This window comes from Bacillus amyloliquefaciens DSM 7 = ATCC 23350, from assembly GCF_000196735.1.
Taxonomy (GTDB): domain Bacteria; phylum Bacillota; class Bacilli; order Bacillales; family Bacillaceae; genus Bacillus; species Bacillus amyloliquefaciens.
Window position 1 is genome coordinate 3,795,383 of sequence record NC_014551.1, and the last position, 24,171, is coordinate 3,819,553.

A 24,171-nucleotide genomic window follows, 5' to 3' on the forward strand; every position below is an offset into this window, starting at 1 on the left:
GTGCCGTCCAAATAAGTTGCAGAAAAAAATATCAGTGAATTATAGGTACTCTTAAAACAATCTGAGGCCCGTACTTCTTTTCCTATTTTTTTTCGTCTCTAAAAGCAGCTTCAATTTTCAAACCCATTTTTCTAAACTTTTCTTGATTGTTTCTTATTTTGTTTAATGCGATTCGTTCAAATTGTTTTTCTATTTGTAAGATCTCTTTTTGTGTAATAGAACGCAGGTTGATTTTTTTCATATTACACCTCAGTATTCTGGAATTATCCTCTTTCCATAGCCAGTAATGAGTTAAAGTGAGTTAAGTTCCACTTCTTGTGCAACACAGTTTTAAAAATAGTAATATTATTGAAATAACTTATCAATATTTTCCTAGGTATTTAAGGTTATTTTAAGGATTTCAGGGATTTATGACCTTTTACTCACAAAAAAACCGCCGGTGCCGGCGGTTTTCGTATTATGGATAGCGGAGATTTGTATTTTGCGCTCCCGCGTAGGATTGGGCGAAGTTTTTGGCATCCTGTGCTGAAAGCGCGCCATAGCTGTAATTCGATCTCGGATTCCAGCCGGTGCGCGGTGATTTCGGGGCATTGAGCGACGGGAATGAACCGATGTCGGTAAATTGGGCCGTTCCGTAGTCGTCTATCATTCCGCCTTTTTCATTTCCGTTACCGAAATAGTTGGCTTCTGAGAAGACAGTCGCGTTTGTATGAATGGTGAATCCTAAATTGAAATTGGTCACATAGTTGTTTTTCGCGTGAAAATAGCCGTATCTCATCAAGCCCGGCGAACGGACATAGACGTTATTAAAATAGTTGTTGGTGATGGTCATATGCGGATAGCCGATATAATTGCGTCCTTCGTTATCATCATTCGGATAACCGAGAATCAAGCCGTACAGATGATCGGAGAATTTAGAATTAGAAAGAGTCACAAAATCCGCTTTGGCACCGACGTACAGAAGCTTTCCCAAATCGCTGTGGCTGTTCGGATTGTAGCTGTGCCCTTCAAACCACACGTGGTCAATCCAGTAATTCTGTCCGTTCGCTATGTACATCGGAATGTCGTTGTTGCCCGTAATGCTGGCACTATGGCTGATAATGAGGTTTTTGAAAATCACATTGTTTGAGCCGGAGCCTGTTGTCAGATAGATGTTGGTCAGCCTGTGGCTGGTATAAGAGCCGACAATGGTTTTATTGGCGCCGACTGTCACAACGGCTTTACCCGGAGAGTAAATATCACTTGTGATGACAATGGTTTTGCGGTCTGTCCCGCCCGCATTGTTTTTCAAATCATTGAGATTGCTGACATAGACAAAGGAGCCGCCCTGGCCTCCCGATACGGCGGATTTTGCTTTTCCGTTATGATCCTTCGCATTTCCTGCGAACCCGGTAAGTCCCTGCATCACATCCGGATAAGCCGCTGCCGCTTCTGCCTGCTTGGATGCAGAACATAAGATAGCCAGACAAAGCGCAAAGCCGAGAGCAGCCAAGAAAGCGAGATGACGCGTCTTCTTTATCATGCCCTTCACTCCTTTAATCTCTTAAATTGTAAACACAAGAAGTATTATACAACTACTATCCTCTTTTTCCATGATCTGTTTGTCTGCTTTTTCGTTATGGCTGAAAAGCCCCAAAACGTAAAAAAGCAGCCTGGACGGCTGCCTATATACGGGTGCTGTCTGCCTGAGCCTGCTCCGGCACGGCTTTATGCTTTCTCATTAGGGACAGCGCCATCCCTGCAAAAATCATTACAATCCCCAAAGATTGATAAAGGTCGGGGCGAAATCCCGTAAATACGGTGTCAAGCACGATCGCGACAGCCGGGTCAAGAAATACGATGATTGAAATAAACCGGGTGGATAAAAACCGCAGGCTGTCAAAAAAGAGCAAATACACAATTCCCGTGTGAATGATGCCGGTCGACACAATCATAATCCAGTTCATATGCGACAAATCAGAAAAAGCGCCGAAACGGACGAACGGGAGAAGAATAATGACGCCCAATCCGGTCTGCAAACAGGTGACCGCATATGGGCTGAGGCTGTTGATGCCTTTCCCGGCCAGTGTCGTAAAGGCATAAAAAAGAGCGGCCAGCACGGCCCAAATAATCCCCGATCCCATCAGCTGGGAAAAGGACGTATTTCCGTTGATGCCGGAAATCAGGGCGGTTCCCAGAAAACAAATCACGATAGAACTGACGGATGCGAGACGCAGTTTTTCCCGGTATATGAGACTCCCGAGGAGAAGGACGAGAACCGGAGCCAAATGATAGACGGAAATCGCTATCGTCACTGATGTCTCCTCAAACGATTTAAATAAAAACACCCAGTTCAGCACAAGAAAAAAGCCGCAGGCCAGCGTCTGCAGAACCTCCCGCCGGTTCCATTGTTCGGTGCGGTAACGTCCGGAACCAAACCAGCAAACACCCAGAAACAATGAGGCGCACAGACACCTCACAAAAACCAGTTCAATCGACGGCACATTCGTATGTTCTGAGAAAAAGCCGATTGATCCGAAAATCACCATAGAAATCACCATTTTGATGACGGCATTTGATGTTTGTTTAGCTTGCATCGTGCTCTTCCTCCATATCATTGACTGTTTATTCAGACAAATACTAACAGCCATTTTACTTGATTCAGAGGAAGAAATCATCCTATTTTTCAGCCGGGGGCGGTCTTTTCTCATGAAAAAAGCCCCGCATCAGCAGGGCCGTTTGTTTAATGAACGATCAGTACAGGACAAGGAGACAATTGTGAGACCTTGTGGCTCACGCTTCCGAGCATCATTTCTTTAAATCCGCTGATTCCTCGGCTTCCGACGACAATCAGATTGAAATGCTGTTCTTTCGCTATGTTTAAAATTTGATGCGCAGGCTCACCTTGGACGTACAGGCTTTCCGCTTCTACTCCGCTTTCCGCCGCTTTTTGCTTGGCATCTTCCAGAATGGCTGCTCCTTTTTGCTCGACTTCATGTTTGATGTCTTCAATGAAGTTCTCCGGAACATAGACAATCCCGGTTAAGGCTGATGTGGAAACAACGGCTTCACGTCCCGCATAGAGAATGGTGAGCTCAGCCTGCTGTTCTTTCGCCAGGTGGATGGCTGCGTCCAGGGCTTTGCTGCTCATGTCTGAACCGTCTACTGCTGCAAGAATTTTTTTAAACATATGAATCCCGCCTTTCTGCTTTTATTGTCCTCCTCTCATTGCTGAATGTCAATTTTGCCGGCTTTCTCCGGAACATTGCCTTACAGACTTTCTCCATTTGTCGCGATGACGTCTTTATACCAATAAAAACTTTTCTTTCTCTTCCTTTCAAACGTGCCTGTTCCGTCATTGCCGCGGTCAACATAGATATAGCCGTAGCGTTTTTTCATTTCAGCAGTTGAGGCGCTGACGAGGTCAATCGGCCCCCACGACGTGTAACCGATCAGGTTGACTCCGTCTTCGATCGCCTCTCTTGCTTCTATTAAATGATCCCGCAGATATTTGATACGGTAATCATCCTGTATGCTTCCGTCTTCCTCCGGCTGATCTTGTGCGCCGAGCCCGTTTTCGACGATGAAGAGCGGTTTCTGATAACGGTCGTACAGCGTGTTTAAGGTAATGCGCAAGCCCTTCGGATCAATCTGCCAGCCCCATTCCGAAGATTCCAGATAAGGATTTTTCACGCCGCCGAGAAGATTCCCCTTCGATTGCGCCAGATCCTCAGGCGCGGTGCTTGCCGTCATCGACATGTAGTAGCTGAAGCCGATGTAATCCACCGTGTGTTCTTTCAGGAGCTCCTCGTCTCCTTCCTTCATCTCAATCGTAATTCCGTTTTCTTTAAAGAAGCGCTTCATGTAGCCCGGATAGCTGCCCCTCGCCTGCACATCAGAAAAGAACAGCGTGCTCCGCTCTTTCTGCAAAGCCGCATATACATCCTCCGGCTTCGGCGTCATCGGATACGTCGTCGTCGCGGCGATCATGCAGCCGATCTGTGAATCCGGGATGATCTCATGGCCGGCTTTTACCGCCAGCGCGCTCGCCACAAACTGGTGGTGGGCCGCTTGGTACATCGTGTTTTGTTTATTTTCGCCTTCCCGGAATACGAGACCGCCGCCTGTAAACGGAGCGTGAAGAACGACATTGATTTCATTGAATGTCATCCAATATTTCACCTTGTCTTTATAACGGGTGAAAACCGTGCGGGCGTACCTCTCATAGAAATCGACCGTTTGGCGGTTTCTCCAGCCGCCGTAATTTTTCACCAGACCGAGCGGCATCTCGTAGTGCGAAATCGTGACCACCGGTTCGATCTGATGTTTTCTCAATTCATCAAAAAGACGGTCGTAAAATTGCAGCCCTTCTTCATTCGGCTCTGTTTCATCGCCGTTCGGAAAGATTCTCGTCCACGCAATGGAGGTGCGGAACGCTTTAAAGCCCATCTCCGCAAACAGAGCGATGTCCTCTTGATAGCGGTGATAAAAATCAATCGCGTCGTGATACAGATTCAGCGCATCGTCTGTCTCATGGAACGGTGACATAATGCCGTCCGGGGAGACATCCGCCGTGGAAAGTCCTTTGCCGCCTTCTTTGTAAGCTCCTTCAATCTGATTGGCAGCCGTTGCGCCGCCCCATAAAAAACCTTCCGGAAATCTCTTCATGTTTTCTCCACCTCTTTTTCAGGATAACGCCAGAAGCGCTTCATTCGGTTTGACCATGCCGCTTTTTTTCACGTCTGTAAATGAATATTGATCCGTATTCGTAATGATGACCGGTGTGATCACGTCATAACCGGCAGCCTTTATTTCTTCGATATCAAAAGTAATCAGCAGATCTCCAGGCGCGACAGCATCGCCCTCTTTTACGTGCACCTCAAAATGTCTGCCATCCAGCCGGACCGTATCAAGCCCGATATGAATGAGAACCTCGGCTCCCCGGGCGCTCGTAATACCGATGGCGTGCTTTGTTTTAAATACGGCTGTCACCGTGCCCTCTACGGGAGAAACCGCCGCGCCCTCTTCAGGCAGAATCGCAAAGCCTTTTCCCATAATTTCACCGGAAAACACGCTGTCGTTCACTTCACTTAATGCTTTCACTTCACCTTTAATCGGGCTGTGAATGATTTCGCCGCCAGCCGTCACCCCCGGCATTCCAGGCGCTTTGGCCTGTTCGGGCTGTACATCTTCAAACCCGATCAGCAGTGCCGCCGCAATACCGGCCGCAAACGAGATAAAAAGCCCGATCAGCGCGTAAAGAAACGTCGGCCCGATAAAGACCGGAATGCTCGGCAGACCGGCGTTGCCGCCGACAATGTAGGAAGCGACGCCGGTTACACCGTAAAAAGCTCCGCCTGCCGCACCGCCGATTAACGCAGCCGCGAACGGTTTTTTCAATCTCATGTTGACGCCGTACATCGCGGGTTCGGTAATGCCCATCAAAGCCGTAATGCCCGTCGTAAACGCCAGCGACTTGAATGTTTTGTTCTTTGATTTCAAGAAAACCGCAAATGACGCGCCGGCCTGCCCCATGTTCGCCAAAAACATCGCAGGCAGAATGTAATCATGTCCGTTTTGAGCAATATTATTGATCATGATCGGCACAAGCGCATAATGCATCCCCGTCATAATGATGAGTGAAAATGTTCCGGCAAGCAGAATCATCGCGGCAATGCCCGCATGATTGAACAAATAATTGACGCCGACAGACAGGTAATTCCCGAGAATCGCGCCGAGCGGGCCGACCGTGATAAGCGTGACAGGCACGACGATCACAAGCGTAAGCATCGGCACAACAATCAATTTCAAGGATGAAGGGGTGATTCGGTCGATCCCTTTCTCCACATAGGACATCAGCCATATCGCCAGCAAAATCGGAATGACTGTCGATGAATACGTGGCAGCGGTTACAGGAAGACCGATAAAGGAGATGCTTTTCCCTGACCCAAGCAAAGCCGTCAAATCCGGATGCAGAATCGCACCCGCCACAGCGGCCGCCACGTACGGATTGCTTCCGAATTTTCTCGCCGCGCTTACCGCAAGCAAAAGCGGCAGAAAGTAAAACGCACCGTCGCCAACAGCCGTAAGAATGCTGTGAGTCTGGCTCTTCTCCGACATCCAGCCGAATGTCACCGCTAATGCGACAAGCCCTTTTATCATTCCGGCTCCGGCAATCGCCGGCAGAATCGGCGTAAACACGCCGGAAATCACATCAAACACGGCGCTCAGCATATTTTTCTTCTGCTTCGAGGTTTTGTTTGCGCTTTCATCACTGAGCCCGCTGCTCTCGATCAAAGCCTGATACACCTTCGGCACATGATTGCCGATAATGATCTGAAATTGCCCGCCGCTGATATTTGTCCCCATCACGCCTTCTGTCTGCTCCAGTGCGTTCCGATCTGCCTTCGCATTGTCATACAAATTAAAACGAAGCCGCGTCATGCAATGGATGACACTCTGAACATTCTCCTCCCCGCCGACAAGTTGTAAAATCTCTTTTGATATTTTATGATAGTCCATGAGTCTGCCTCCTTAAAAATGGGGGATCTGCCGGACGAAAGGTGGCCGCCTTTCTCCGGCTTTTTTTTATGAAATAAGCATCACCTCCGAAAAAAGGGTATAAAAAAAACCTAAACTGCACAGAGCAAGGGGGTCTTCCCCTGCCTGACGCAATTTAGGTTTTGCCTGCGGTTTGCAGTAACAATCCTAGGTGAATGATATTGGGTTGATATGTATAGCACTAGGGTTATGGGGGTGTCAACGCTTACATTTTAATGTTCTGTTGAAACAAATTAAAGTCTAAGTTATACGCAAGACTAAGCCTTCCCTTCCACGTATACGGCAACAATGAGGCTGGCTGATTAAATGGTTGATATCTGAAAACTCAAGTATCAAATGTGCATTTCATATCTGGGGCGTTTCAGCTTTTCTTCCAGAAATCAAAAACCTCTTATTGTGAATTCTAATTGTGATAGATAGCTATGCTCTGGCCCTACAACTCATTCTTGCCTTTTTTCTTTTTAATAAAGGCTTCAATATGATTAATTGTTTCCGTAAAATTCTCTTTAAATTCATGTTCCCATATCCTTAATACATGCCAGCCGATTTCTTGATAATAGGAAGTTACTTCTTTATCTCTTTCTTTATTTCTCTGTAACTTTTTCTCCCAATAAGCTGAATTGCTCTTTGGTTTATTCCCATGAATACTGCAGTCATGCCAGAAACAAGAATCAATAAAAATCACAATTTTGTATTTTTTTATAGCTATATCCGGTTGACCAAAAAGAGATTTTACATTCCTTCTAAACCTTAAACCCCTTCTCCATAATTCTGAAGAAACTTTATCCTCTAATTTAGACTTAGATTTTATTGCTTGCATGTTTTTTCTTCTTTGCTCTTTTGTATGAGTATCACCCATTGGCTTTAACCTCTCTTTTAATATTTAATATATTTCTTTCCTATATTAAGAGCAATAACCGTCATTTTTTTAAAAAATAAACTTGCAACGTAAGCTTAAAAAAGGGTATGCTGCTATAGAAAGAAACACCGAAAAACAGAGAATATATTTCCTATAAGCAGAAAGAGTTGAAAGAAATGAACAGCAATAATAAGAGATTTAAACTGGTTGATTTATTTGCTGGTGCTGGAGGTCTAAGCAAAGGATTTGAGCAAACTGGCTGCTTTGAAACAATTGGAGCGGTAGAAATAAATCAAGCAGCTATTGAAACTTATGTTTATAACCACGGCGGAAACAGAGACATTATTATTAGGCCGGACGAAAGTGATACCAGTGACATTAGTAAAATCGACTTCCGTAAATGGAAGAAGAGCAAAAACATTGATCCTAATTTGTTAACAATTATTGGCGGACCTCCTTGTCAAGGATTTTCCAATGCTAATAGGCAGAAAAATTATCTGATATCAGGAAATAATCAGCTTGTTATAGAGTTTTTTCGTGCTATTGATGAGATCCGGCCAGCTGCATTTCTTATGGAGAATGTGCCATCGATGAACTCAGATAAACATAAATTTTTCATCACAAAACATTTAGATAATTCGCGCTTTGCATATAGCTCTTTAGAACATTTAACTTGCTTATTTAATACATCAAAAGAAAAGTTGATTGAAAATAAGTTTTTAATGGATGATAAGATAATTCTAATGGAGTCAGTTGAAATATCACTAAGTCATATTTGGAGAAAAATCATCGATGGTTCAACTCCCCCTAAACCAATAATTGGGGATCATAACTACTTATCCCGCTTGAAAAGTATATCAAAAAAAATTATAAAGACAGAAGGTAATCCTAGCTTGTCACTAAAGGAAAAAAAAGATATTATTCGAATTATTGAGTTGATTAATCAACAACTAAAAACCTTCCAAGCAGATGGAGATCACCTAAGCACTAAAGATATAGTTTCTCGTGGAAAAGCAGCACTCCAATTGCTGCTTGAGGATTTTGAGGAATTTGATAAATGCGCTAAAAAAGATATCACTAACTTTATGAGTTTAAATCTAATACTGTTAAGAATAAAAGAACTAAATGATGAAAAAATTAGATATGAGCTTTATATAGATGATACACATAAGGATAATATTAAAATCATTGCAAAGGTTTGGTCTTATAATATTGTAAAATATCTTGAAATGGCATTCCACCAAATTGGATATAATACTGATTTCGGGGTCTTAACAGCTACAGACTTTGGCGTACCACAAATAAGAAGAAGGTTTATCATCCTTGGTGTTAGAAATGATTTATTTGAGAACAGTCCGAAACTTCCCGATGCGTTGGTACACTCAACACCTTTTACAGTAAGGGATGCAATACAGGATTTAGCCGATATAACGCCCCTTACAGATATGGAAAAAGCTAAACCATTAGATTATATAGAATCAGATGCGCAGGCATCGCCTATGCTTCGATATTTCAGAAAAGATGCTGATAAAGGGTTGATTGATAATCATATAAATACTGAAAGCCGTCAGCTAAGTAAAACTCGTTTTGAAGCAATACTTCAATTGAAAGGTAAAAATTTCCACAGTCTTAATGATGAGTTAAAAACAACCTACTCTGATGTGTCTAGAACACAGAATACAATCTATTTAAGACTAGACTATGGCAGTCCATCTCCTACAGTCGTTAACGTAAGGAAATCAATGTGGAGTCATCCAGAAAAAGCTAGAGCAATAAGTATTCGCGAGGCAGCCCGTCTGCAATCATTTCCAGATAATTTTAAATTTAGAGGGACAAAAGATCAGCAATATCAACAAGTAGGGAATGCAGTTCCCCCTTTGCTTGGACGTGCAGCAGCCGAGGCATTATTAAATGCTATGGGTGTTGAGCCTACTATCTCACTTAAAAATGAATTATTAGATTTAGAATAACAACAAGCTTGACGATAAAATCAGTATATCGTCAAGCTTTTTTGATAATTCTTGTTAAATCTTTTTAGAAAGATATACGTTTGGAATGAACTTATTTTATTATAGTTATATTAAAAAATTGAAAAACAGGGGGATTTATGAACATTATACTAACACGGCCATCAGCTGCACCAGTACTTCATGCACTCAGATCAATAGGTTATAAAGCAAAAACTGCAATTGCAGATATAGTTGATAATGCAATTGATGCTCAAGCCTCAAAAATCACATTACACTTTGAATATGATAAACTTAATGGCTATATTAAAATTGAAGATAATGGGAACGGTATGAGCGAAGAAGAAATACAGACTGCAATGAATATAGGAGCAAAAGATCCTAGAACTAAAAGATCACCAAATGAATTAGGCCGTTTTGGAATGGGGTTAAAAACTGCCTCATTTTCATTAGGAAAACGCTTAAGCGTTATAACAAAGAAAGATGGAGTATACCATGAGAGATGCTGGGATCTCGATTACGTATCTGAATGCAACGAATGGAATCTGTTGACTTCTATACCTACTCCGGTTAAAGAAGTGGCGGGCGAAATTAATGGATCTAGTGGTACTGTCATAATAATTGATAAACTTGATCGTTATATGCGCAATAAAAAAATACAACGAAAAACTTTTTTTTCAAAAACCGCTCAAATTCAAAAACATCTTGAATTTGTTTTTCATGATCTTATAGACAATAACAAGATTATTATTTCTATAAACGATGTTGAATTAACTCCTTGGGACCCTTTTATGACTGAGCATCCCTCAATAATTGAAGGAGAAGAAACACTATGGAAATTGGATGGACATAAAATGAAAGTCAAGTATACAATTCTTCCCCATGCCTCCAAACTTACTCGCACTGAATTTAAAAAAGCAGGCGGCGAAAGAGGATGGAGAGATCACCAAGGTTTATACATATATAGGGAAAATCGCTTATTACACTATGGAGATTGGAGAAACCTTTTCCCAAAAGATACTCAATCTCAATTAGCCAGAGTACGAATTGACATCTCTAATGAAGCGGATTCTGATTGGCACGTTGATGTTAAGAAGTCAATGGTTACAATACCCGAACAAGCCATAAAAATCTTACGTCCAATTGCCAAAGAAGCAAGAGATATCTCTAGAGAGATATCTTACTTCAGGACACAGTCTTCAATAGCTGGAAGCAAAATTAAAGGCAGCTTAAATACTTGGGAACAGTCTGGGAAAGATTCAGAATCCCCTTTTGTTTTAAATAAAAGTCATCCAATTTATTTAGAGTTATTAAAGATGTTGAATGAAGAACAAGCGCGAATGCTGAACTTTTTTTTGAAATTAATTGAAATAGGTTCACCTGTAAATATTATAGCAGTACCACAATTAGAAGATGAAATTCAAAATTTTACAGACCAACAGTTAGAAATGGTTCATCGCTTTGCTGAAACAATGACTCAACTTGGCCTTTTAAATACAAAAAAAGAAATTATCGAAGCACTAATGACTCAACCTGGTTTTGAGATGTTTAATAAAAGCACACTGAAATATATTCTAGAAAAGGAGAGCAAAGAATGAATATAAATTTCAACTTATTGGATTTTCATTTCCAGACAATTCACTCCAGTATGGAAGCTCACGGCCATAATCGAGATCAAGCTGCGGAAGAAGCTTTTGATTATGCCTTAAACATTCTTAATATAAAAGAAATCTCTCAAACTGAGAGAGAAAAAGCAAAAGCAAAAATCTTTTTCAAATATAAAATTGGGATGGAGTTGCCAAATAAAATTAGTGTGTTAGACGGAAAAAACAGAGATAACTGGTATTCACCATCAAAGAAAGCAACTTTTTACTTTTGGAATCGATATAGAAGATATTTGCTCGATAAAAAACAATGGGATTTTGAAACTGTGGATTCTATTGATAAATCAACTGATAAGATACTAGAATTCCTCGGTAATCCTGAGAACCCAAATCCTTTTGACAAAAGAGGGCTGGTTTTAGGATATGTTCAATCAGGAAAAACTGCAAATTTTACAGGTCTTATAAATAAAGCATTTGATGTCGGTTATAAATTAATCATTGTCCTCGCAGGAATTCATAACGATCTGCGGACTCAGACCCAAATAAGATTAGAAGAAGAAGTTGTTGGTAATCGTACAGATAAGAGCGGGTGCCCAGTTGGCGTAGCTGAAATCAGACCAAATAATGATGATCATATTATTGGAACATGGACTACCGAAAAGCATGATATATCTGCTCGCACAACCCCTCAAGTGTCCCATCTGAATAAGCCAACTTTAATGGTCGTTAAGAAAAACAAGTCAGTATTGGAAACACTTATTGAACAATTAATCAATCATAGAAGACTTTATCAATTAGATATACCGGTCTTAATAATTGATGATGAAGCAGACCAAGCCTCAATTGATACGGCGGACAAGATAAAAGAAGAAGAACCAAAAACAATTAATAAATTAATTAGACAGCTATTAGATATTTTTCCACGCAGAAATTATGTCGGTTATACTGCTACTCCTTTTGCAAACTTGTTAATCGATGTAACTTCTGAAACAGAGGCTGAAGGCAAGGATCTTTATCCTAAAGATTTTCTAATTGGTCTGCCAAAACCAACAGGATATTGTGGGCCTGAAGAGTTTTTTAACACTGAAGAAAACTCTAATTATAGTAAACCTAGTTTAATTAAGTATTTAGATAGTGATGAAGAGAAACTCATTGGGTCAATAAAAAAAGTGGACGACTTAGAAATATTTGATTCCGTTCCAAGTCAAATGAAAAAAGCGATTTTATCCTTTTTAATCACTATTGCGATAAGAAATCTAAGAGGCCAGAAAAAAAAGCATAATTCAATGCTCATCCATATCTCCAGATTAAAGGGTGTTCAAACCTATATTAAAGATGTAATCGCTGAAGAATTCGCGTCTTATACAGATTCTATACTTTATGACCAATACAGTCCTATAATAGATGAACTTAAATTTATTTATGATCATGAAATAACTAAAACAACGGAAGAATGGGATAACAGTATCAAGACCTTTGAATGGAACACTGTATTAAAAGAGATAAAAAAAAGCATTATAACAGTACAATTATTTGCAATTAATGGCGACAGTAGCGATGCTTTAGATTATCACAGCTATAAAGAAGACGGGCTAAATGTTATTGCAATTGGAGGAGACAAACTTTCAAGGGGCCTTACCCTTGAAGGATTAAGCATTACATACTATACACGCAATACTCTTATGTATGATACATTAATGCAAATGGGCCGTTGGTTTGGTTATCGAGAAGGTTATATAGACCTTTGCCGGATTTATACATCAAAGACAATAGCAAACCATTTTGAACATCTGGCTATTGCTATGCAAAAGTTGCGTGAGGAACTTGATTATATGGCAGAAAAAAACAAAACGCCAATGCAATATGCAGTACGCATGTTAAGTCATGAAACAATGAGATTAACAAGTTTATTAAAAATGAAAATGGCGACTAATTATAATGCTCGTTTTGATGCAAGTCTGCAGCAGACAAGAGTTTTTAATGCTTCTGAAACTTTCTTTCGCAATAACATGAAGGCTGTGTCAGATCTTGTTTCTAACCTTACTTTTTCTACAATTCAGAGAAAAAAGTCTTTATATCACCTAGCTAAAAATGTGAATATACATACTATATTGAAATTCTTTCAAAAGTACCAAACTAGTGAGCATGCAACAATAGTTAAATCAAATTTACTATCAAATTATATAGCCCTTGCCAATAAAGAAAATAATGAACTGGAAAATTGGACAGTAGCAGTATTTGAAGGTCAAATGTCAAATCATATTGTACCTAACCATCCTGTTAAATTAGGAAGTTTATATCTATCAAATACCGTTATGCGTGGAGAGAAAGCACATGAATACAATAAATCCAGAGAGCTAGTAGATATACGGGCAATTGTAGCAGATAACCAAGAATTTCTAGATTTGGATGAAAAAAAACTTGTCACCTCGAAATCAAAGAGGAAAATGCGTGAAGAAAGAGACAAAACTCAAGGCTTTCTTATGATTTATCCTTTAAATCCAAACGTAAAAATATTTAGTGATTTAGAAATAAAATTTAGCGAAGAACTCGTACCGATAGGAGTTGCCCTTTCTTTTCCCGGGACTAATATTGAAAATGATAAAGTCTATCAAATAAACAGCACGGTACCGCAGGTTCAAGGAGAACAAAGTGGTTTTCAATAAAAAATGAATTTACAGAAATGTTTAATGAATCAATGCATCCTGTTCAGCCTGCTCCATTAAAACTAAGGCTTGTTTTGGTCGATCCTGTTGCTGTTTTTGCAGGAATCAATCCAAGTTCAGAACAAAGGATTTTATTTATTACTGCTGGTAAAAAAGCATGGGGAAAAGAACAAATTATATCTTTACCTAAGTGGAAAGGCATGACTATTAGCTTTGATTTCCACTTTAAGATTGGACCTTTTGAAAACGAATATGTTGTAGCTATCAGCCAAGAAAAAGGGTATGACACAGATGTATTTGTGTCTGTTTTACAAAATATTCTAGAAACAATCACTTTAAAGGCTGAAACAGAAGAATTATATCCTTTATTATATCGAACTTTAGATAAGTGGAAAGCTTTCTTTTCTAAAGGTGGGTATAAAAAATTAACAGAGGAACAACAAAAAGGACTTTTCGGCGAACTTTACTATATAAAAAAATGGATTGAAAAAAACCCTGGAATTCCTCCAACTTTAATAAATTGCTGGGAAGGTCCCTTAACAGGTCGTTTGGATTTTAATATGTTACACCACTGTATTGAAATAAAAACAGTAACAGAAAAAATAGGTAAGAAAGTGAAGATTTCCAATGAGACGCAACTAACCTTAACAGAGGCCGTACAATCTATATACTTGTATGTTTGCTTTATTGAGAATAGCCAAACCCATGGTACATCACTCGATTCAATGGTTAATACTATTAGAGACTTAATTGAAAGCATGTCTCAAGAAATATTACTGGTATTTAATGAACTACTGATAAAAGCCGGTTATCGTGATGGGGAGTATGCTGAGAATCTCTTTGCAATTAACAGCGTTGAAGTCTATGATGCAAATGAGAATTTTCCCCGTATTTTACCGGAATCTCTTCACTCTGCTGTATCTCATGTTAGTTATTCTATAGATTTAAAAGCTTGTGAAGAGTTTTTATTACAAGAAAACCGTGCCTACAATACAAAATGGAGCTGAATATTAATATGTTGGAACGACAGCTAGAAAGAAATTTTTTAGGTAATCTATTAAATATAGTACTAGAAAAAGCCGCAAAAGAAGGGAATTTCCAGAATGTTTTTCTAAATGAAATGCTTAAGTACATTGATAGCGAAAATGACCCTAATATTTTATATCCTCCCTATAAAAATACACATAAAAAAATTTTAGTAAATGCTTATTCCAACATTAAGGAGGAAAGCAGGCTTCAGTTGTATGTAGTAGATTATGATAGTGAACAAAGTGAAGATGAGATGCTGACTATAACTATGTCTGAAATAAATTCTATAGCTGAAAAAGCAAAACGTTTCTATACAAATGCAAAATTGCTTTTTAACAATATAGATCCGTCTCAAGAATCCCATTCTCTCGCAAGAACAATTATAGAGAATGATATAAATAATATTGATATTATAGTTGTAACAAACAGGTTTTACAGATCAAATAAAATGGTCAAGTTAAACATACCGGGTATTAATGAAGTGCATGTTCATGTATGGGACGTCGAAAGAGCTTATCAACTGTACTCTGCCGATAATGGAGATCAGCTAACTTTTATTGATTTTAAAAGTCAGTTTGACGAAACTTTTGAGATGATGTATGTACCGGACAATAAGGCTAAGAATTTTGAATGTTATATTGGCTTTATCCCTGCAGAACTTTTAGCTAAAATTTACAATTTTTGGGGACCAAAATTAGTTGAAAGAAACGTTCGTTCCTTCCTGCAGGCACGTGCACAAACAAATAGAGGAATTAGAGATACACTCAAAAATCCCGAGGAGCGTAAAATGTTTGTAGCCTATAACAATGGGATATCTTCTGTGGCCAGAAGCGGAGACATTGAAAAATCTGCTGAGGGCATCAACCTCTATACTATAAAAGGGCTTGATGGGTGGCAGATTGTAAACGGCGGACAGACTACGGCTTCTATTCACCGAGCTTACTTGGAAGGTATTGATTTAAGTGATGTCTACATACAAACTAAATTAACAATATTGAAGGTAAGCAGTAAAAATGAAGACGAGCGAATTAAATTAGAAGATAACATGGTTGCTAAAATATCGGAATTTGCCAACACTCAAAACAAAATTAATAAGTCGGATCTTCTAGCCAACACTCGATTTATGTCAGAGATTGAAATGTTCTCCAGAAGCACATGGATACCTGTCCATGATGGACGTAAAGCGGGTGAAAAATGGTATTTTGAACGTACTAGAGGCCAATATATGGTTGATGTTAACAGATTCAAGAAAGATAAAGGATCAAATAACTTCAAAAAACAAAATCCTTCAGATAAAGTGCTTTCCAAAGTAGACCTGGCAAAGTATTTTATGTCTTGGGAAGGTTTCCCTCACATTTCAAGTAAAGGAGGGGAAGCAGCTTTTAAAGAATTTATGGAACACAATTCGCTTTATTGGAAAACTGAAAAAAATGAAGATGGTAGAAAAAGCTTAAGCCTTGATGATTATAAAAAATTAATAGCGCGAGTTATTATTAACATGCGAGTACATGAAATTGTATCTGAACAAAAACTTAAAGGGTATAGAGCTAACGTTGTTTATTATTCCGTAGCAATCCTAAAAGAAATATATGGTGATCAAATAAGCCTAATTAAAGTTTGGGAAAACCAAAAATTATCAGATGTTTGGAACCCTATCATTGCAACTATCGCGAATGTTACTTTAAATTATTTAAGGGATTCTGCTGGAGAACGAAATGTTACACAGTGGGCTAAACAAGAAGCCTGTTGGGATGAATTCAAAAAGGAACATAAGTCCACACTACAATATCTAAGATAGATAACAATTTGAAAAACTCTTTTACGTGAGGAAGATATCAACGAAAAAGAGTTTTTTTATTCTAAATAACGTCTCTGATTAAACTACTCCACTCCCCAAACAGCCTCCCCATCACCGCTCAGCACACTAAACGTCACGACTTCTTTCTCTCTTGCTGAGTCCCATTCTTTCAGGAAGACGCCGTCGTAATTTGTGCCGTTCAGGTTGTTTTTGGCTTTGCTGCTGCCGGTTATTGTCCAGGTTCCGGTCATTTCCCCGGAAATGGTGCCGTCGTTGTTAAGCCGGATGGTTTTTGGGGTTTTGATGGCAGCTGTGATGTCTTTTCCGTGCTGGATGAGTTTGTAGGTTCCGGGTGCGGCGGCTGCCGATATGTGTGTATCCGGTTCCCCCGCATAGCGGTACGGGGCTGCAGCCGGCCATCCGTCTTTGTTCATGTACAGCTCATGCACTCTGACTTCGTGCTCCTCGCCTCTGTTCGGGAAACGGGTGTGGAAAATGAGGTATGATCGTTTCGTTTTCCCGTCGTAAAACACGGAGTTGTGCCCCGGTGAGACGTAGCCTTTGCCTTTTTCAGATTGTGAGGCGAAGGTATAGCTGCCCATGAGTTTGACCCCGTACGGTTCAATTGCTTTGTCATCGAAGAAGCTGCCGTCTTTTCCTTTGGCGTCAAGCATGTTATGACCTGCGGCGTCATAATACGGTCCGTCCGGATATTTGGAGCGGGCCGCACGGATATTATAACCGCCTGATGCGTCAAGCCCGCCGAATGACAGATACAGATAGTAATATTTCGTTTCCGGATTGTAGCTGATGTACGGGCCTTCGATCCGGCTGTGATTTCCGCCGAGCAGTTTTTTTCCGTAGCCTTGGTTCGGGAGGGGGAAGCCGGTTTTCGGATTCATTTTTAGTATAAAAATCCCGCCGGAGTAAGAGCCGTACACCATCCAGAGCTTGCCTTTATGGTCAAAAAACGTTTGCGGGTCTACGACGTTCGGGTGGACGTTTGCATGATACGTCGTGCCGTCCTCGCTTTTTCCTTCCATTCCCGATTTCAAAAAGATGCCTTTGTTTTTGTAGGGCCCTTCAATCTTGTCACTCACGGCGACACCGAGAGCGGATCGCGGCGAGTCCCCTTTACAGGCGTTGTAGTACATGTAAAATTTCCCGTCAGCCAGCTGGGCGACGTCCGGCGCCCACAGCGTATCAGATTGGGCCCAGTCGAACGTCTCTTTTAATTCAGTATAGACGTTCGGGATCAGCGGATTATTGTTATTGACGCTTGAAGATATTTGCTGCCACTGCATCAGGTTTTTCGACTTGGCGGAAGCCAAATGCGAGCCGAATACATAATACGTATCGCCTGTTTTGATAACGGACGGATCATGGACGCTGACCTCTGAAAAAACCGGATGCTGGGCTTTTGCCTGCGGCAGGGTGAACCCGATGACCGCTGCTGAAATCAGGCACACACGAAAGAAACTGGTTTTCATTTTCTGAAATCTCCTCGCTCTCCTCTTTCTTAAAAACGCTTTCAAGACAACGTTCCATTTTATGATGGGGATGGCGGGAATATGTGATCAACAGCGCCGGCTTCGTGATGTACCGCTTTACTGCGATAATAATCTGATTTGCAAAAGAATGGAAAAAAAGTTTTGACTTCTGATTCGCAAACACTTAATATAAAAAACAGTTACTAGTTATCAGAATATTTAAGAATTGAGTGAAGCATATATGACCTTACACAAAGACCGCCGCATCGGGCGATTGTCCGTCCTTCTTCTGCTTCATGAGTCTGAAGAGAGCCAGCAGATCAGCCGGCTGGAACGGGATGGCTGGAAAGTCTGTCTCGGCAGGGTCGGTTCGATGGATGCGCATAAAGTGGTAGCCGCAATTGAAACCGCTTCCAAAAAGAGCGGTGTCATTCAATCAGAGGGTTATCGTGAATCACACGCGCTTTATCATGCCACAATGGAAGCTTTGCATGGAGTGACGCGGGGCGAAATGCTGCTTGGCTCGCTGCTTCGTACCGTCGGCCTTAAATTTGCCGTTTTGCGGGGAAACCCTTATGAAAGCGAGGCGGAAGGCGATTGGATCGCCGTTTCACTTTACGGCACGATCGGAGCTCCGATTAAGGGGCTTGAGCACGAAACATTCGGAGTAGGAATTAATCACATATGAATCAGCCCATAGATTTTAGACGATAGGGGGCTATGCGTGAAAAATCATTTTCATGGCATAGCTCCTTTTTGTATGGGCGCTTTATCAAAGTAAAGAAAAAGGGGTTGAAATGATGGTAACGTTAGACGGTTCCTCACTGACAACCGCAGATGCCCAGCGTGTTTTATTTGATTTTGAAGAGGCTCAAGCATCTGCTGAAAGCATGGAAAGGGTGAAAAAAAGCAGGGCTGCGGTTGAACGGATTGTTCAAGAAGAAAAGACCATTTACGGGATCACGACGGGGTTCGGCAAGTTCAGCGACGTGCTGATTCAAAAGGAAGACGCCGCTGATCTGCAGCTGAATCTGATTCTTTCCCACGCGTGCGGCGTCGGTGATCCGTTTCCCGAATCTGTATCACGGGCCATGCTGCTTTTGCGCGCCAATGCCTTGCTGAAAGGCTTTTCCGGCGTGCGGACTGAGCTGATTGATCAGCTGCTCGCGTATCTCAATCATCGCATTCATCCGGTCATCCCGCAGCAAGGGTCACTGGGGGCAAGCGGAGATTTGGCGCCGCTTTCTCATCTCGCGCTGGCGCTCATCGGTCAAGGCGAAGTCTTTTACGAAGGGGACCAGATGCCGACGGCGCACGCTTTAGAAAAGGCAAATCTTCAGCCGGTCGTCCTGACCTCTAAGGAAGGCCTCGCGCTGATCAACGGAACACAGGCCATGACCGCGATGGGGCTGATCGCTTACCTCGAGGCGGAAAAGCTGGCCTATCAGTCAGAACGGATTGCGAGCTTAACGATCGAAGGGCTTCAAGGCATCATGGATGCGTTTGACGAAGATATTCATGCCGCCCGCGGCTATCAGGAGCAAATGGATGTTGCAGAACGAATCCGCTATTACCTGTCTGACAGCAAACTGACGACTGTCCAAGGAGAGCTGCGTGTCCAGGACGCCTATTCGATCCGCTGTATTCCTCAAGTCCATGGCGCATCGTGGCAGACATTAGCGTATGTAAAAGAAAAATTAGAAATCGAGATGAATGCCGCGACGGATAACCCGCTCATTTTCGAGGACGGCGCCAAAATCATCTCTGGCGGAAACTTTCACGGACAGCCGATCGCCTTTGCCATGGATTTTCTCAAAGTGGCGGCTGCCGAGCTTGCGAATATTTCTGAACGGCGTATCGAACGGCTTGTGAACCCGCAGCTGAATGACCTGCCGCCCTTTCTGAGCCCTCAGCCCGGCTTACAGTCCGGAGCGATGATCATGCAATATGCGGCGGCCTCCCTCGTGTCGGAAAATAAAACCCTGGCCCATCCCGCCAGTGTCGATTCGATCCCTTCGTCGGCAAACCAGGAGGATCACGTCAGCATGGGGACCATCGCCTCAAGGCACGCCTACCAGATCATCGCGAATACGAGACGGGTGCTTGCCGTTGAAGCCATTTGCGCGCTGCAAGCCGTGGAATACCGTGGCGCAGAACATTGCGCTTCGTACACAAAGCAGCTCTATCTCGAAATGAGAAACATCGTTCCGTCCATACAAGAAGACCGCGTGTTTTCTTATGATATCGAGCATCTGAGTGACTGGCTGAAGAAAGAGTCTTTTCTGTCGAATGAGCATCACCAAAAACTGATGACCAATGAAGGGGGACTTACAAGATGACTGAAGTAAAGAAATCAATCCGCGCCAGCCGCGGCACCGAACTTGAATGCTTAGGATGGGAACAGGAAGCTGTGCTCCGCATGCTCCGAAACAACCTTGACCCGGAGGTTGCCGAAAAGCCGGAGGATCTGATCGTATACGGCGGCATAGGCAAGGCCGCGCGAAACTGGGATGCTTTTCACGCGATTGAGCGCTCCCTCAAAACGTTAAAAGATGATGAAACACTGCTGATTCAATCCGGGAAACCGGTCGGACTGTTCCGCACGCACAGCCGCGCGCCCCGCGTCCTTTTGGCCAATTCGGTTCTCGTGCCGAAATGGGCGGATTGGGAGCATTTCCATGACCTTGAGAAAAAAGGGCTGATGATGTACGGGCAAATGACGGCCGGCAGCTGGATTTATATCGGCTCCCAAGGTATTTTGCAGGGCACTTATGAAACCTTTGCAGAACTTGCGAGACAGCATTTCGGCGGCAGTCTGAAAGGAACCGTTACGCTGACAGCCGGACTTGGCGGAATGGGCGGCGCACAGCCGCTGTCCGTCACGATGAATGATGGCGTCGTCATCGCCGTTGAAGCGGATGAAAAACGGATCGATAAGCGGATTGAAACAAACTATTGCGACCGGAAAACGGCGTCCATTGACGAAGCGCTGCGCTGGGCCGAGTCAGCCAAACAAGCCGGAAAGCCTTTGTCCATCGGCCTTCTCGGCAATGCGGCAGAGGTGCATCATGAGCTTCTGAGCCGCGGAGTCCATATTGACATCGTGACCGATCAGACTTCCGCCCATGACCCGCTGATCGGCTATATTCCGGCCGGATACTCACTTGAAGAGGCCGACCGTCTGCGCCGGGAGCAGCCCGAATTATACGTGAGACTCTCTAAACAGAGTATGAAAAAGCATGTGGAAGCCATGCTTGCTTTCAAGAAAAAAGGGGCCATCGTCTTTGATTACGGCAACAATATCCGCCAGGCTGCCAAAGATGAAGGCCTCGCCGATGCTTTTGATTTTCCGGGATTCGTCCCCGCCTACATCCGGCCTTTATTTTGTGAAGGAAAAGGGCCGTTCCGCTGGGCCGCGCTGTCTGGGGACCCAGAAGATATTTACCGCACGGACGCTTTATTAAAAGAGCTGTTTCCCGAAAATAAAGCTCTGCACCGCTGGATTGACATGGCGCAGAAAAAAGTCACATTCCAAGGCCTGCCGTCCCGCATTTGCTGGCTTGGCTATGGCGAACGGGAAAAGATGGGCCTCGCCATCAATGAATTGGTCAGAAACGGCGAGCTGAAAGCCCCGATCGTCATCGGAAGAGACCATTTGGACTGCGGATCAGTCGCCTCCCCGAACCGTGAAACAGAAGCGATGAAAGACGGAAGTGACGCAGTCGGCGATTGGGCGGTGCTGAACGCGCTTGTCAACACGGCCTCAGGCGCAAGCTGGGTTTCTTTCCACCACGGCGGGGGCGTCGGCATGGGGTATTCCCTTCACGCGGGAATGGTTGCGGTCGCTGACGGCACCCGGCTTGCGGAAGAACGGCTTGCCCGGGTTCTGACAAGCGATCCGGGAATGGGTATTATCCGCCATGCGGACGCGGGATATGAAAAAGCGGCTCAAGTCGCCGAGGAACAAGACATTATGATACCGATGAAAAAGGAGCGGTAACATGCCGAAACAGATTGATACGATTCTCACCAACATCGGCCAGCTGTTAACGATGGAATCCGGCGGCCCCCGCGCAGGCGGAAGCATGCAGGATCTTCAAGTCACGGAAGATGCCGTTATCGGCATTCACGACGGGCACATTGTTTTTGCCGGACATAAAGGAGCGGAGGAAGGATACGAGGCAAGAGACATGATCGACTGTGGGGGAAGGCTCGTCACCCCCGGCCTCGTCGATCCCCATACCCATCTTGTATTCGGCGGCTCCCGCGAAAAGGAATTGAATTTAAAAATTCAGGGTATATCCTATTTGGATATTTTGGCGCAAGGCGGCGGCATTTTGTCAACGGTCACAGATACGAAAGCCGCTTCCGAAGAAGAACTGATTGAAAAAGGGCTTTTTCACCTCGGACGCATGCTGTCATACGGCATCACGACGGCGGAAGTAAAAAGCGGATACGGACTCGACAAAGACACTGAACTGAAACAGCTGACCGCGGCGAAAAAACTGGGTGAGCGCCAGCCGGTCGACCTTGTCACGACCTTTATGGGAGCACATGCCATTCCGCCTGAGTACCGGAACAGCCCTGACGAATTCCTGGATCGTATGCTGCAGCTTTTACCTGAAATAAAAGAAAAAGGCCTCGCGCAATTTGCCGATATTTTCACGGAAACAGGCGTCTTTACCGTCAGCCAGTCGCGGGACTACCTGCAAAAAGCGGCTGAAGCGGGCTTCGGCCTGAAAATCCATGCTGATGAGATTGACCCGCTCGGCGGCGCGGAATTGGCGGCAGAGCTGGACGCAGTTTCAGCCGATCATCTGGTGGGGGCATCTGACGAAGGCATCCGCAAGCTTGCAGAGTCCGGGACGATCGCCGTCCTGCTGCCGGGCACAACTTTCTATCTTGGCAAACACACCTATGCCAGAGCCCGTGAGATGATTGATGCGGGCGTGCGGGTCAGTTTGGCGACTGACTTCAATCCGGGCAGCTCACCGACGGAAAACCTCCAGCTCATCATGTCGATTGCCGCACTTCATTTAAAAATGACCGCAGAAGAAATCTGGCACGCCGTCACCGTTAACGCCGCTTATGCGATCGGGAAAGGCGAAGAGGCCGGACAAATTAAAGCCGGCCGGCTGGCTGACATTGTCATTTGGGAAGCGCCGAACTATATGTATATTCCGTATCATTACGGCGTCAATCATGTGCACCGTGTCATCAAGAACGGAAAGACGGTCATTTCAAGGGAGGGAGCCGCTCTTGGATAAGTATCCGTTTTTGCAAAAAGCCGGCTCGCTCTTCAACGACCGGCATGTGACAAGGATCGGCGATGTGACGGAAGCGTGGGCGGGCCAGCCGCTCAAAGGGCCGGCTTTGATCGGCGCTCCGCTTTCTAAGTCGTCAATCAGCCATTCCGGCGCCTGCTTTGCTCCCGGTGCGATCCGCAAGGCGCTCGGCGGCATTTCCGCTTATTCCGCGGAGCTGCGGGAGCATGTCATTGACCATTTATACGATGCCGGCGATATTCAGATTCATGTCACCGATATCGTCAAATCTCATGAGCACATTTATCAGACCATTCATGGCATTCTGGCGGACCAGCCTGACTGGGTGCCCGTCATTCTCGGGGGCGACAACTCCATCAGTTATTCCACCATCAAAGCCATTGCGGAAACGAAAGGAACAGCGGCCGTCTTTCAATTCGACGCCCACCACGACGTCCGCAACACAGAAGACGGAGGGCCGACAAACGGCACCCCATTCCGCCGGCTGTTAGATGATAACATCATAAGCGGCCAAAACCTGATTCAGCTTGGAATCAGAGAGTTCAGCAACAGCTTGGCATATGAAGAATATGTAAAAGATCGGCAGGCAGAAGTGCATACAATGGAAATGATCCGGGAGAAAGGGCTTCTCCGAACGATACAAGACGCCTTGCCGGCCGTTCAAAAAAGAGCGGATTCCATTTTCATTTCGGTTGATATGGATGTGCTGGATCAAGCCCATGCGCCAGGCTGTCCTGCGATCGGCCCCGGAGGCCTGTATACCGAGGAACTGCTTCAGGCGGTCAGATTTTTAGCGCAGGAGGCTGACATCTCCGGTATTGAGATCGTTGAGGTTGATCCGACACTTGATTTTCGCGATATGACAAGCCGGGCAGCCGCACACGTGATCTTACATGCATTAAAGGGATTTAAACAGTCACGTTAACAGGCTAC

Annotated in this window: 18 protein-coding genes; 10 read left to right on the forward strand and 8 right to left on the reverse strand. The window is 43.7% G+C overall.

The window, feature by feature from the left end:
• Positions 1-82: 82 nt before the first annotated feature.
• The 7 genes from BAMF_RS41610 to BAMF_RS39555 form a co-directional block, all read right to left on the reverse strand.
• Positions 83-241 (reverse strand): hypothetical protein, encoded by a 159-nt coding sequence (locus BAMF_RS41610; RefSeq protein ID WP_013354119.1) that lies wholly within the window; start codon positions 239-241, stop codon positions 83-85.
• Between the two features lie 216 nt (positions 242-457).
• Positions 458-1,522: a polysaccharide lyase family 1 protein gene (locus BAMF_RS39530; protein ID WP_013354120.1), complete on the reverse strand. Its 1,065-nt coding sequence runs from the start codon at positions 1,520-1,522 to the stop codon at positions 458-460.
• 142 nt (positions 1,523-1,664) lie between these two features.
• Positions 1,665-2,576 carry a DMT family transporter gene (locus BAMF_RS39535; RefSeq protein ID WP_013354121.1) on the reverse strand — a complete coding sequence of 304 codons (912 nt, stop codon included), beginning with the start codon at positions 2,574-2,576 and terminating at the stop codon, positions 1,665-1,667.
• Between the two features lie 146 nt (positions 2,577-2,722).
• Positions 2,723-3,169, reverse strand: coding sequence for a universal stress protein (locus tag BAMF_RS39540; protein WP_013354122.1), 447 nt, complete (start codon positions 3,167-3,169; stop codon positions 2,723-2,725).
• An 80-nt stretch (positions 3,170-3,249) separates the two neighbouring features.
• A complete protein-coding gene (locus tag BAMF_RS39545; RefSeq protein ID WP_013354123.1) occupies positions 3,250-4,647 on the reverse strand; it encodes a 6-phospho-beta-glucosidase in 1,398 nt (465 codons plus the stop codon).
• 18 nt (positions 4,648-4,665) lie between these two features.
• On the reverse strand, positions 4,666-6,501 hold the full coding sequence (locus tag BAMF_RS39550; RefSeq protein ID WP_013354124.1) for a beta-glucoside-specific PTS transporter subunit IIABC: 1,836 nt from the start codon (positions 6,499-6,501) through the stop codon (positions 4,666-4,668).
• A 472-nt stretch (positions 6,502-6,973) separates the two neighbouring features.
• Positions 6,974-7,399, reverse strand: a complete 426-nt coding sequence (locus BAMF_RS39555) for a very short patch repair endonuclease (RefSeq protein ID WP_013354125.1) — start codon at positions 7,397-7,399, stop codon at positions 6,974-6,976.
• Between the two features lie 176 nt (positions 7,400-7,575).
• Between BAMF_RS39555 and BAMF_RS39560 the strand changes: the two genes are divergently transcribed.
• The 5 genes from BAMF_RS39560 to BAMF_RS39580 all read left to right on the forward strand — a co-directional run bounded on the left by BAMF_RS39560 (position 7,576) and on the right by BAMF_RS39580 (position 16,463).
• Positions 7,576-9,369, forward strand: a complete 1,794-nt coding sequence (locus BAMF_RS39560) for a DNA cytosine methyltransferase (RefSeq protein ID WP_013354126.1) — start codon at positions 7,576-7,578, stop codon at positions 9,367-9,369.
• A gap of 137 nt (positions 9,370-9,506) precedes the next feature.
• Positions 9,507-10,964, forward strand: coding sequence for an ATP-binding protein (locus tag BAMF_RS39565; RefSeq protein WP_013354127.1), 1,458 nt, complete (start codon positions 9,507-9,509; stop codon positions 10,962-10,964).
• Positions 10,961-13,636, forward strand: coding sequence for a Z1 domain-containing protein (locus BAMF_RS39570; RefSeq protein ID WP_013354128.1), 2,676 nt, complete (start codon positions 10,961-10,963; stop codon positions 13,634-13,636). The genes BAMF_RS39565 and BAMF_RS39570 overlap by 4 nt, the downstream gene beginning before the upstream one ends.
• Before the next feature lie 17 nt (positions 13,637-13,653).
• On the forward strand, positions 13,654-14,643 hold the full coding sequence (locus BAMF_RS39575) for a PD-(D/E)XK motif protein (protein WP_013354129.1): 990 nt from the start codon (positions 13,654-13,656) through the stop codon (positions 14,641-14,643).
• Positions 14,644-14,651: 8 nt separating this feature from the next.
• The gene (locus tag BAMF_RS39580) at positions 14,652-16,463 is read left to right on the forward strand and encodes an AIPR family protein (RefSeq protein ID WP_013354130.1); all 1,812 of its coding nucleotides are present in this window, start codon (positions 14,652-14,654) and stop codon (positions 16,461-16,463) included.
• Between the two features lie 83 nt (positions 16,464-16,546).
• Here BAMF_RS39580 and BAMF_RS39585 read toward each other — a convergent pair whose 3' ends face one another.
• Positions 16,547-17,953 (reverse strand): glycoside hydrolase family 43 protein, encoded by a 1,407-nt coding sequence (locus tag BAMF_RS39585; protein ID WP_013354131.1) that lies wholly within the window; start codon positions 17,951-17,953, stop codon positions 16,547-16,549.
• A 241-nt stretch (positions 17,954-18,194) separates the two neighbouring features.
• On the opposite strand from BAMF_RS39585, the gene hutP reads away from it, so the two are divergent.
• The 5 genes from hutP (at position 18,195) to hutG (ending at position 24,163) form a co-directional block, all read left to right on the forward strand.
• A complete protein-coding gene (gene hutP / locus BAMF_RS39590; protein WP_013354132.1) occupies positions 18,195-18,641 on the forward strand; it encodes a hut operon transcriptional regulator HutP in 447 nt (148 codons plus the stop codon).
• A gap of 112 nt (positions 18,642-18,753) precedes the next feature.
• Positions 18,754-20,292 (forward strand): histidine ammonia-lyase, encoded by a 1,539-nt coding sequence (gene hutH, locus BAMF_RS39595; RefSeq protein WP_014472383.1) that lies wholly within the window; start codon positions 18,754-18,756, stop codon positions 20,290-20,292.
• Complete coding sequence (hutU, locus tag BAMF_RS39600; RefSeq protein ID WP_013354134.1) at positions 20,289-21,953, forward strand: urocanate hydratase; 1,665 nt, start codon at positions 20,289-20,291, stop codon at positions 21,951-21,953. Before hutH ends, hutU begins: the two co-directional genes overlap by 4 nt.
• A 1-nt stretch (position 21,954) precedes the next feature.
• Positions 21,955-23,220: an imidazolonepropionase gene (gene hutI, locus BAMF_RS39605; RefSeq protein ID WP_013354135.1), complete on the forward strand. Its 1,266-nt coding sequence runs from the start codon at positions 21,955-21,957 to the stop codon at positions 23,218-23,220.
• Entirely contained in the window at positions 23,213-24,163 is a 951-nt protein-coding gene (gene hutG / locus BAMF_RS39610; RefSeq protein ID WP_013354136.1) for a formimidoylglutamase, read from the forward strand. Before hutI ends, hutG begins: the two co-directional genes overlap by 8 nt.
• Positions 24,164-24,171: the final 8 nt, after the last annotated feature.

What these genes read in the sequence shown, in the direction of transcription:
- BAMF_RS41610 (WP_013354119.1), bottom strand. Translation starts at nt 241, where the DNA reads ATGAAAAAAATCAACCTGCGTTCTATTACACAAAAAGAGATCTTACAA.
- BAMF_RS39530 (WP_013354120.1), bottom strand. Translation starts at nt 1,522, where the DNA reads ATGATAAAGAAGACGCGTCATCTCGCTTTCTTGGCTGCTCTCGGCTTT.
- BAMF_RS39535 (WP_013354121.1), bottom strand. Translation starts at nt 2,576, where the DNA reads ATGCAAGCTAAACAAACATCAAATGCCGTCATCAAAATGGTGATTTCT.
- BAMF_RS39540 (WP_013354122.1), bottom strand. Translation starts at nt 3,169, where the DNA reads ATGTTTAAAAAAATTCTTGCAGCAGTAGACGGTTCAGACATGAGCAGC.
- BAMF_RS39545 (WP_013354123.1), bottom strand. Translation starts at nt 4,647, where the DNA reads ATGAAGAGATTTCCGGAAGGTTTTTTATGGGGCGGCGCAACGGCTGCC.
- BAMF_RS39550 (WP_013354124.1), bottom strand. Translation starts at nt 6,501, where the DNA reads ATGGACTATCATAAAATATCAAAAGAGATTTTACAACTTGTCGGCGGG.
- BAMF_RS39555 (WP_013354125.1), bottom strand. Translation starts at nt 7,399, where the DNA reads ATGGGTGATACTCATACAAAAGAGCAAAGAAGAAAAAACATGCAAGCA.
- BAMF_RS39560 (WP_013354126.1), top strand. Translation starts at nt 7,576, where the DNA reads ATGAACAGCAATAATAAGAGATTTAAACTGGTTGATTTATTTGCTGGT.
- BAMF_RS39565 (WP_013354127.1), top strand. Translation starts at nt 9,507, where the DNA reads ATGAACATTATACTAACACGGCCATCAGCTGCACCAGTACTTCATGCA.
- BAMF_RS39570 (WP_013354128.1), top strand. Translation starts at nt 10,961, where the DNA reads ATGAATATAAATTTCAACTTATTGGATTTTCATTTCCAGACAATTCAC.
- BAMF_RS39575 (WP_013354129.1), top strand. Translation starts at nt 13,654, where the DNA reads ATGTTTAATGAATCAATGCATCCTGTTCAGCCTGCTCCATTAAAACTA.
- BAMF_RS39580 (WP_013354130.1), top strand. Translation starts at nt 14,652, where the DNA reads ATGTTGGAACGACAGCTAGAAAGAAATTTTTTAGGTAATCTATTAAAT.
- BAMF_RS39585 (WP_013354131.1), bottom strand. Translation starts at nt 17,953, where the DNA reads ATGAAAACCAGTTTCTTTCGTGTGTGCCTGATTTCAGCAGCGGTCATC.
- hutP (WP_013354132.1), top strand. Translation starts at nt 18,195, where the DNA reads ATGACCTTACACAAAGACCGCCGCATCGGGCGATTGTCCGTCCTTCTT.
- hutH (WP_014472383.1), top strand. Translation starts at nt 18,754, where the DNA reads ATGGTAACGTTAGACGGTTCCTCACTGACAACCGCAGATGCCCAGCGT.
- hutU (WP_013354134.1), top strand. Translation starts at nt 20,289, where the DNA reads ATGACTGAAGTAAAGAAATCAATCCGCGCCAGCCGCGGCACCGAACTT.
- hutI (WP_013354135.1), top strand. Translation starts at nt 21,955, where the DNA reads ATGCCGAAACAGATTGATACGATTCTCACCAACATCGGCCAGCTGTTA.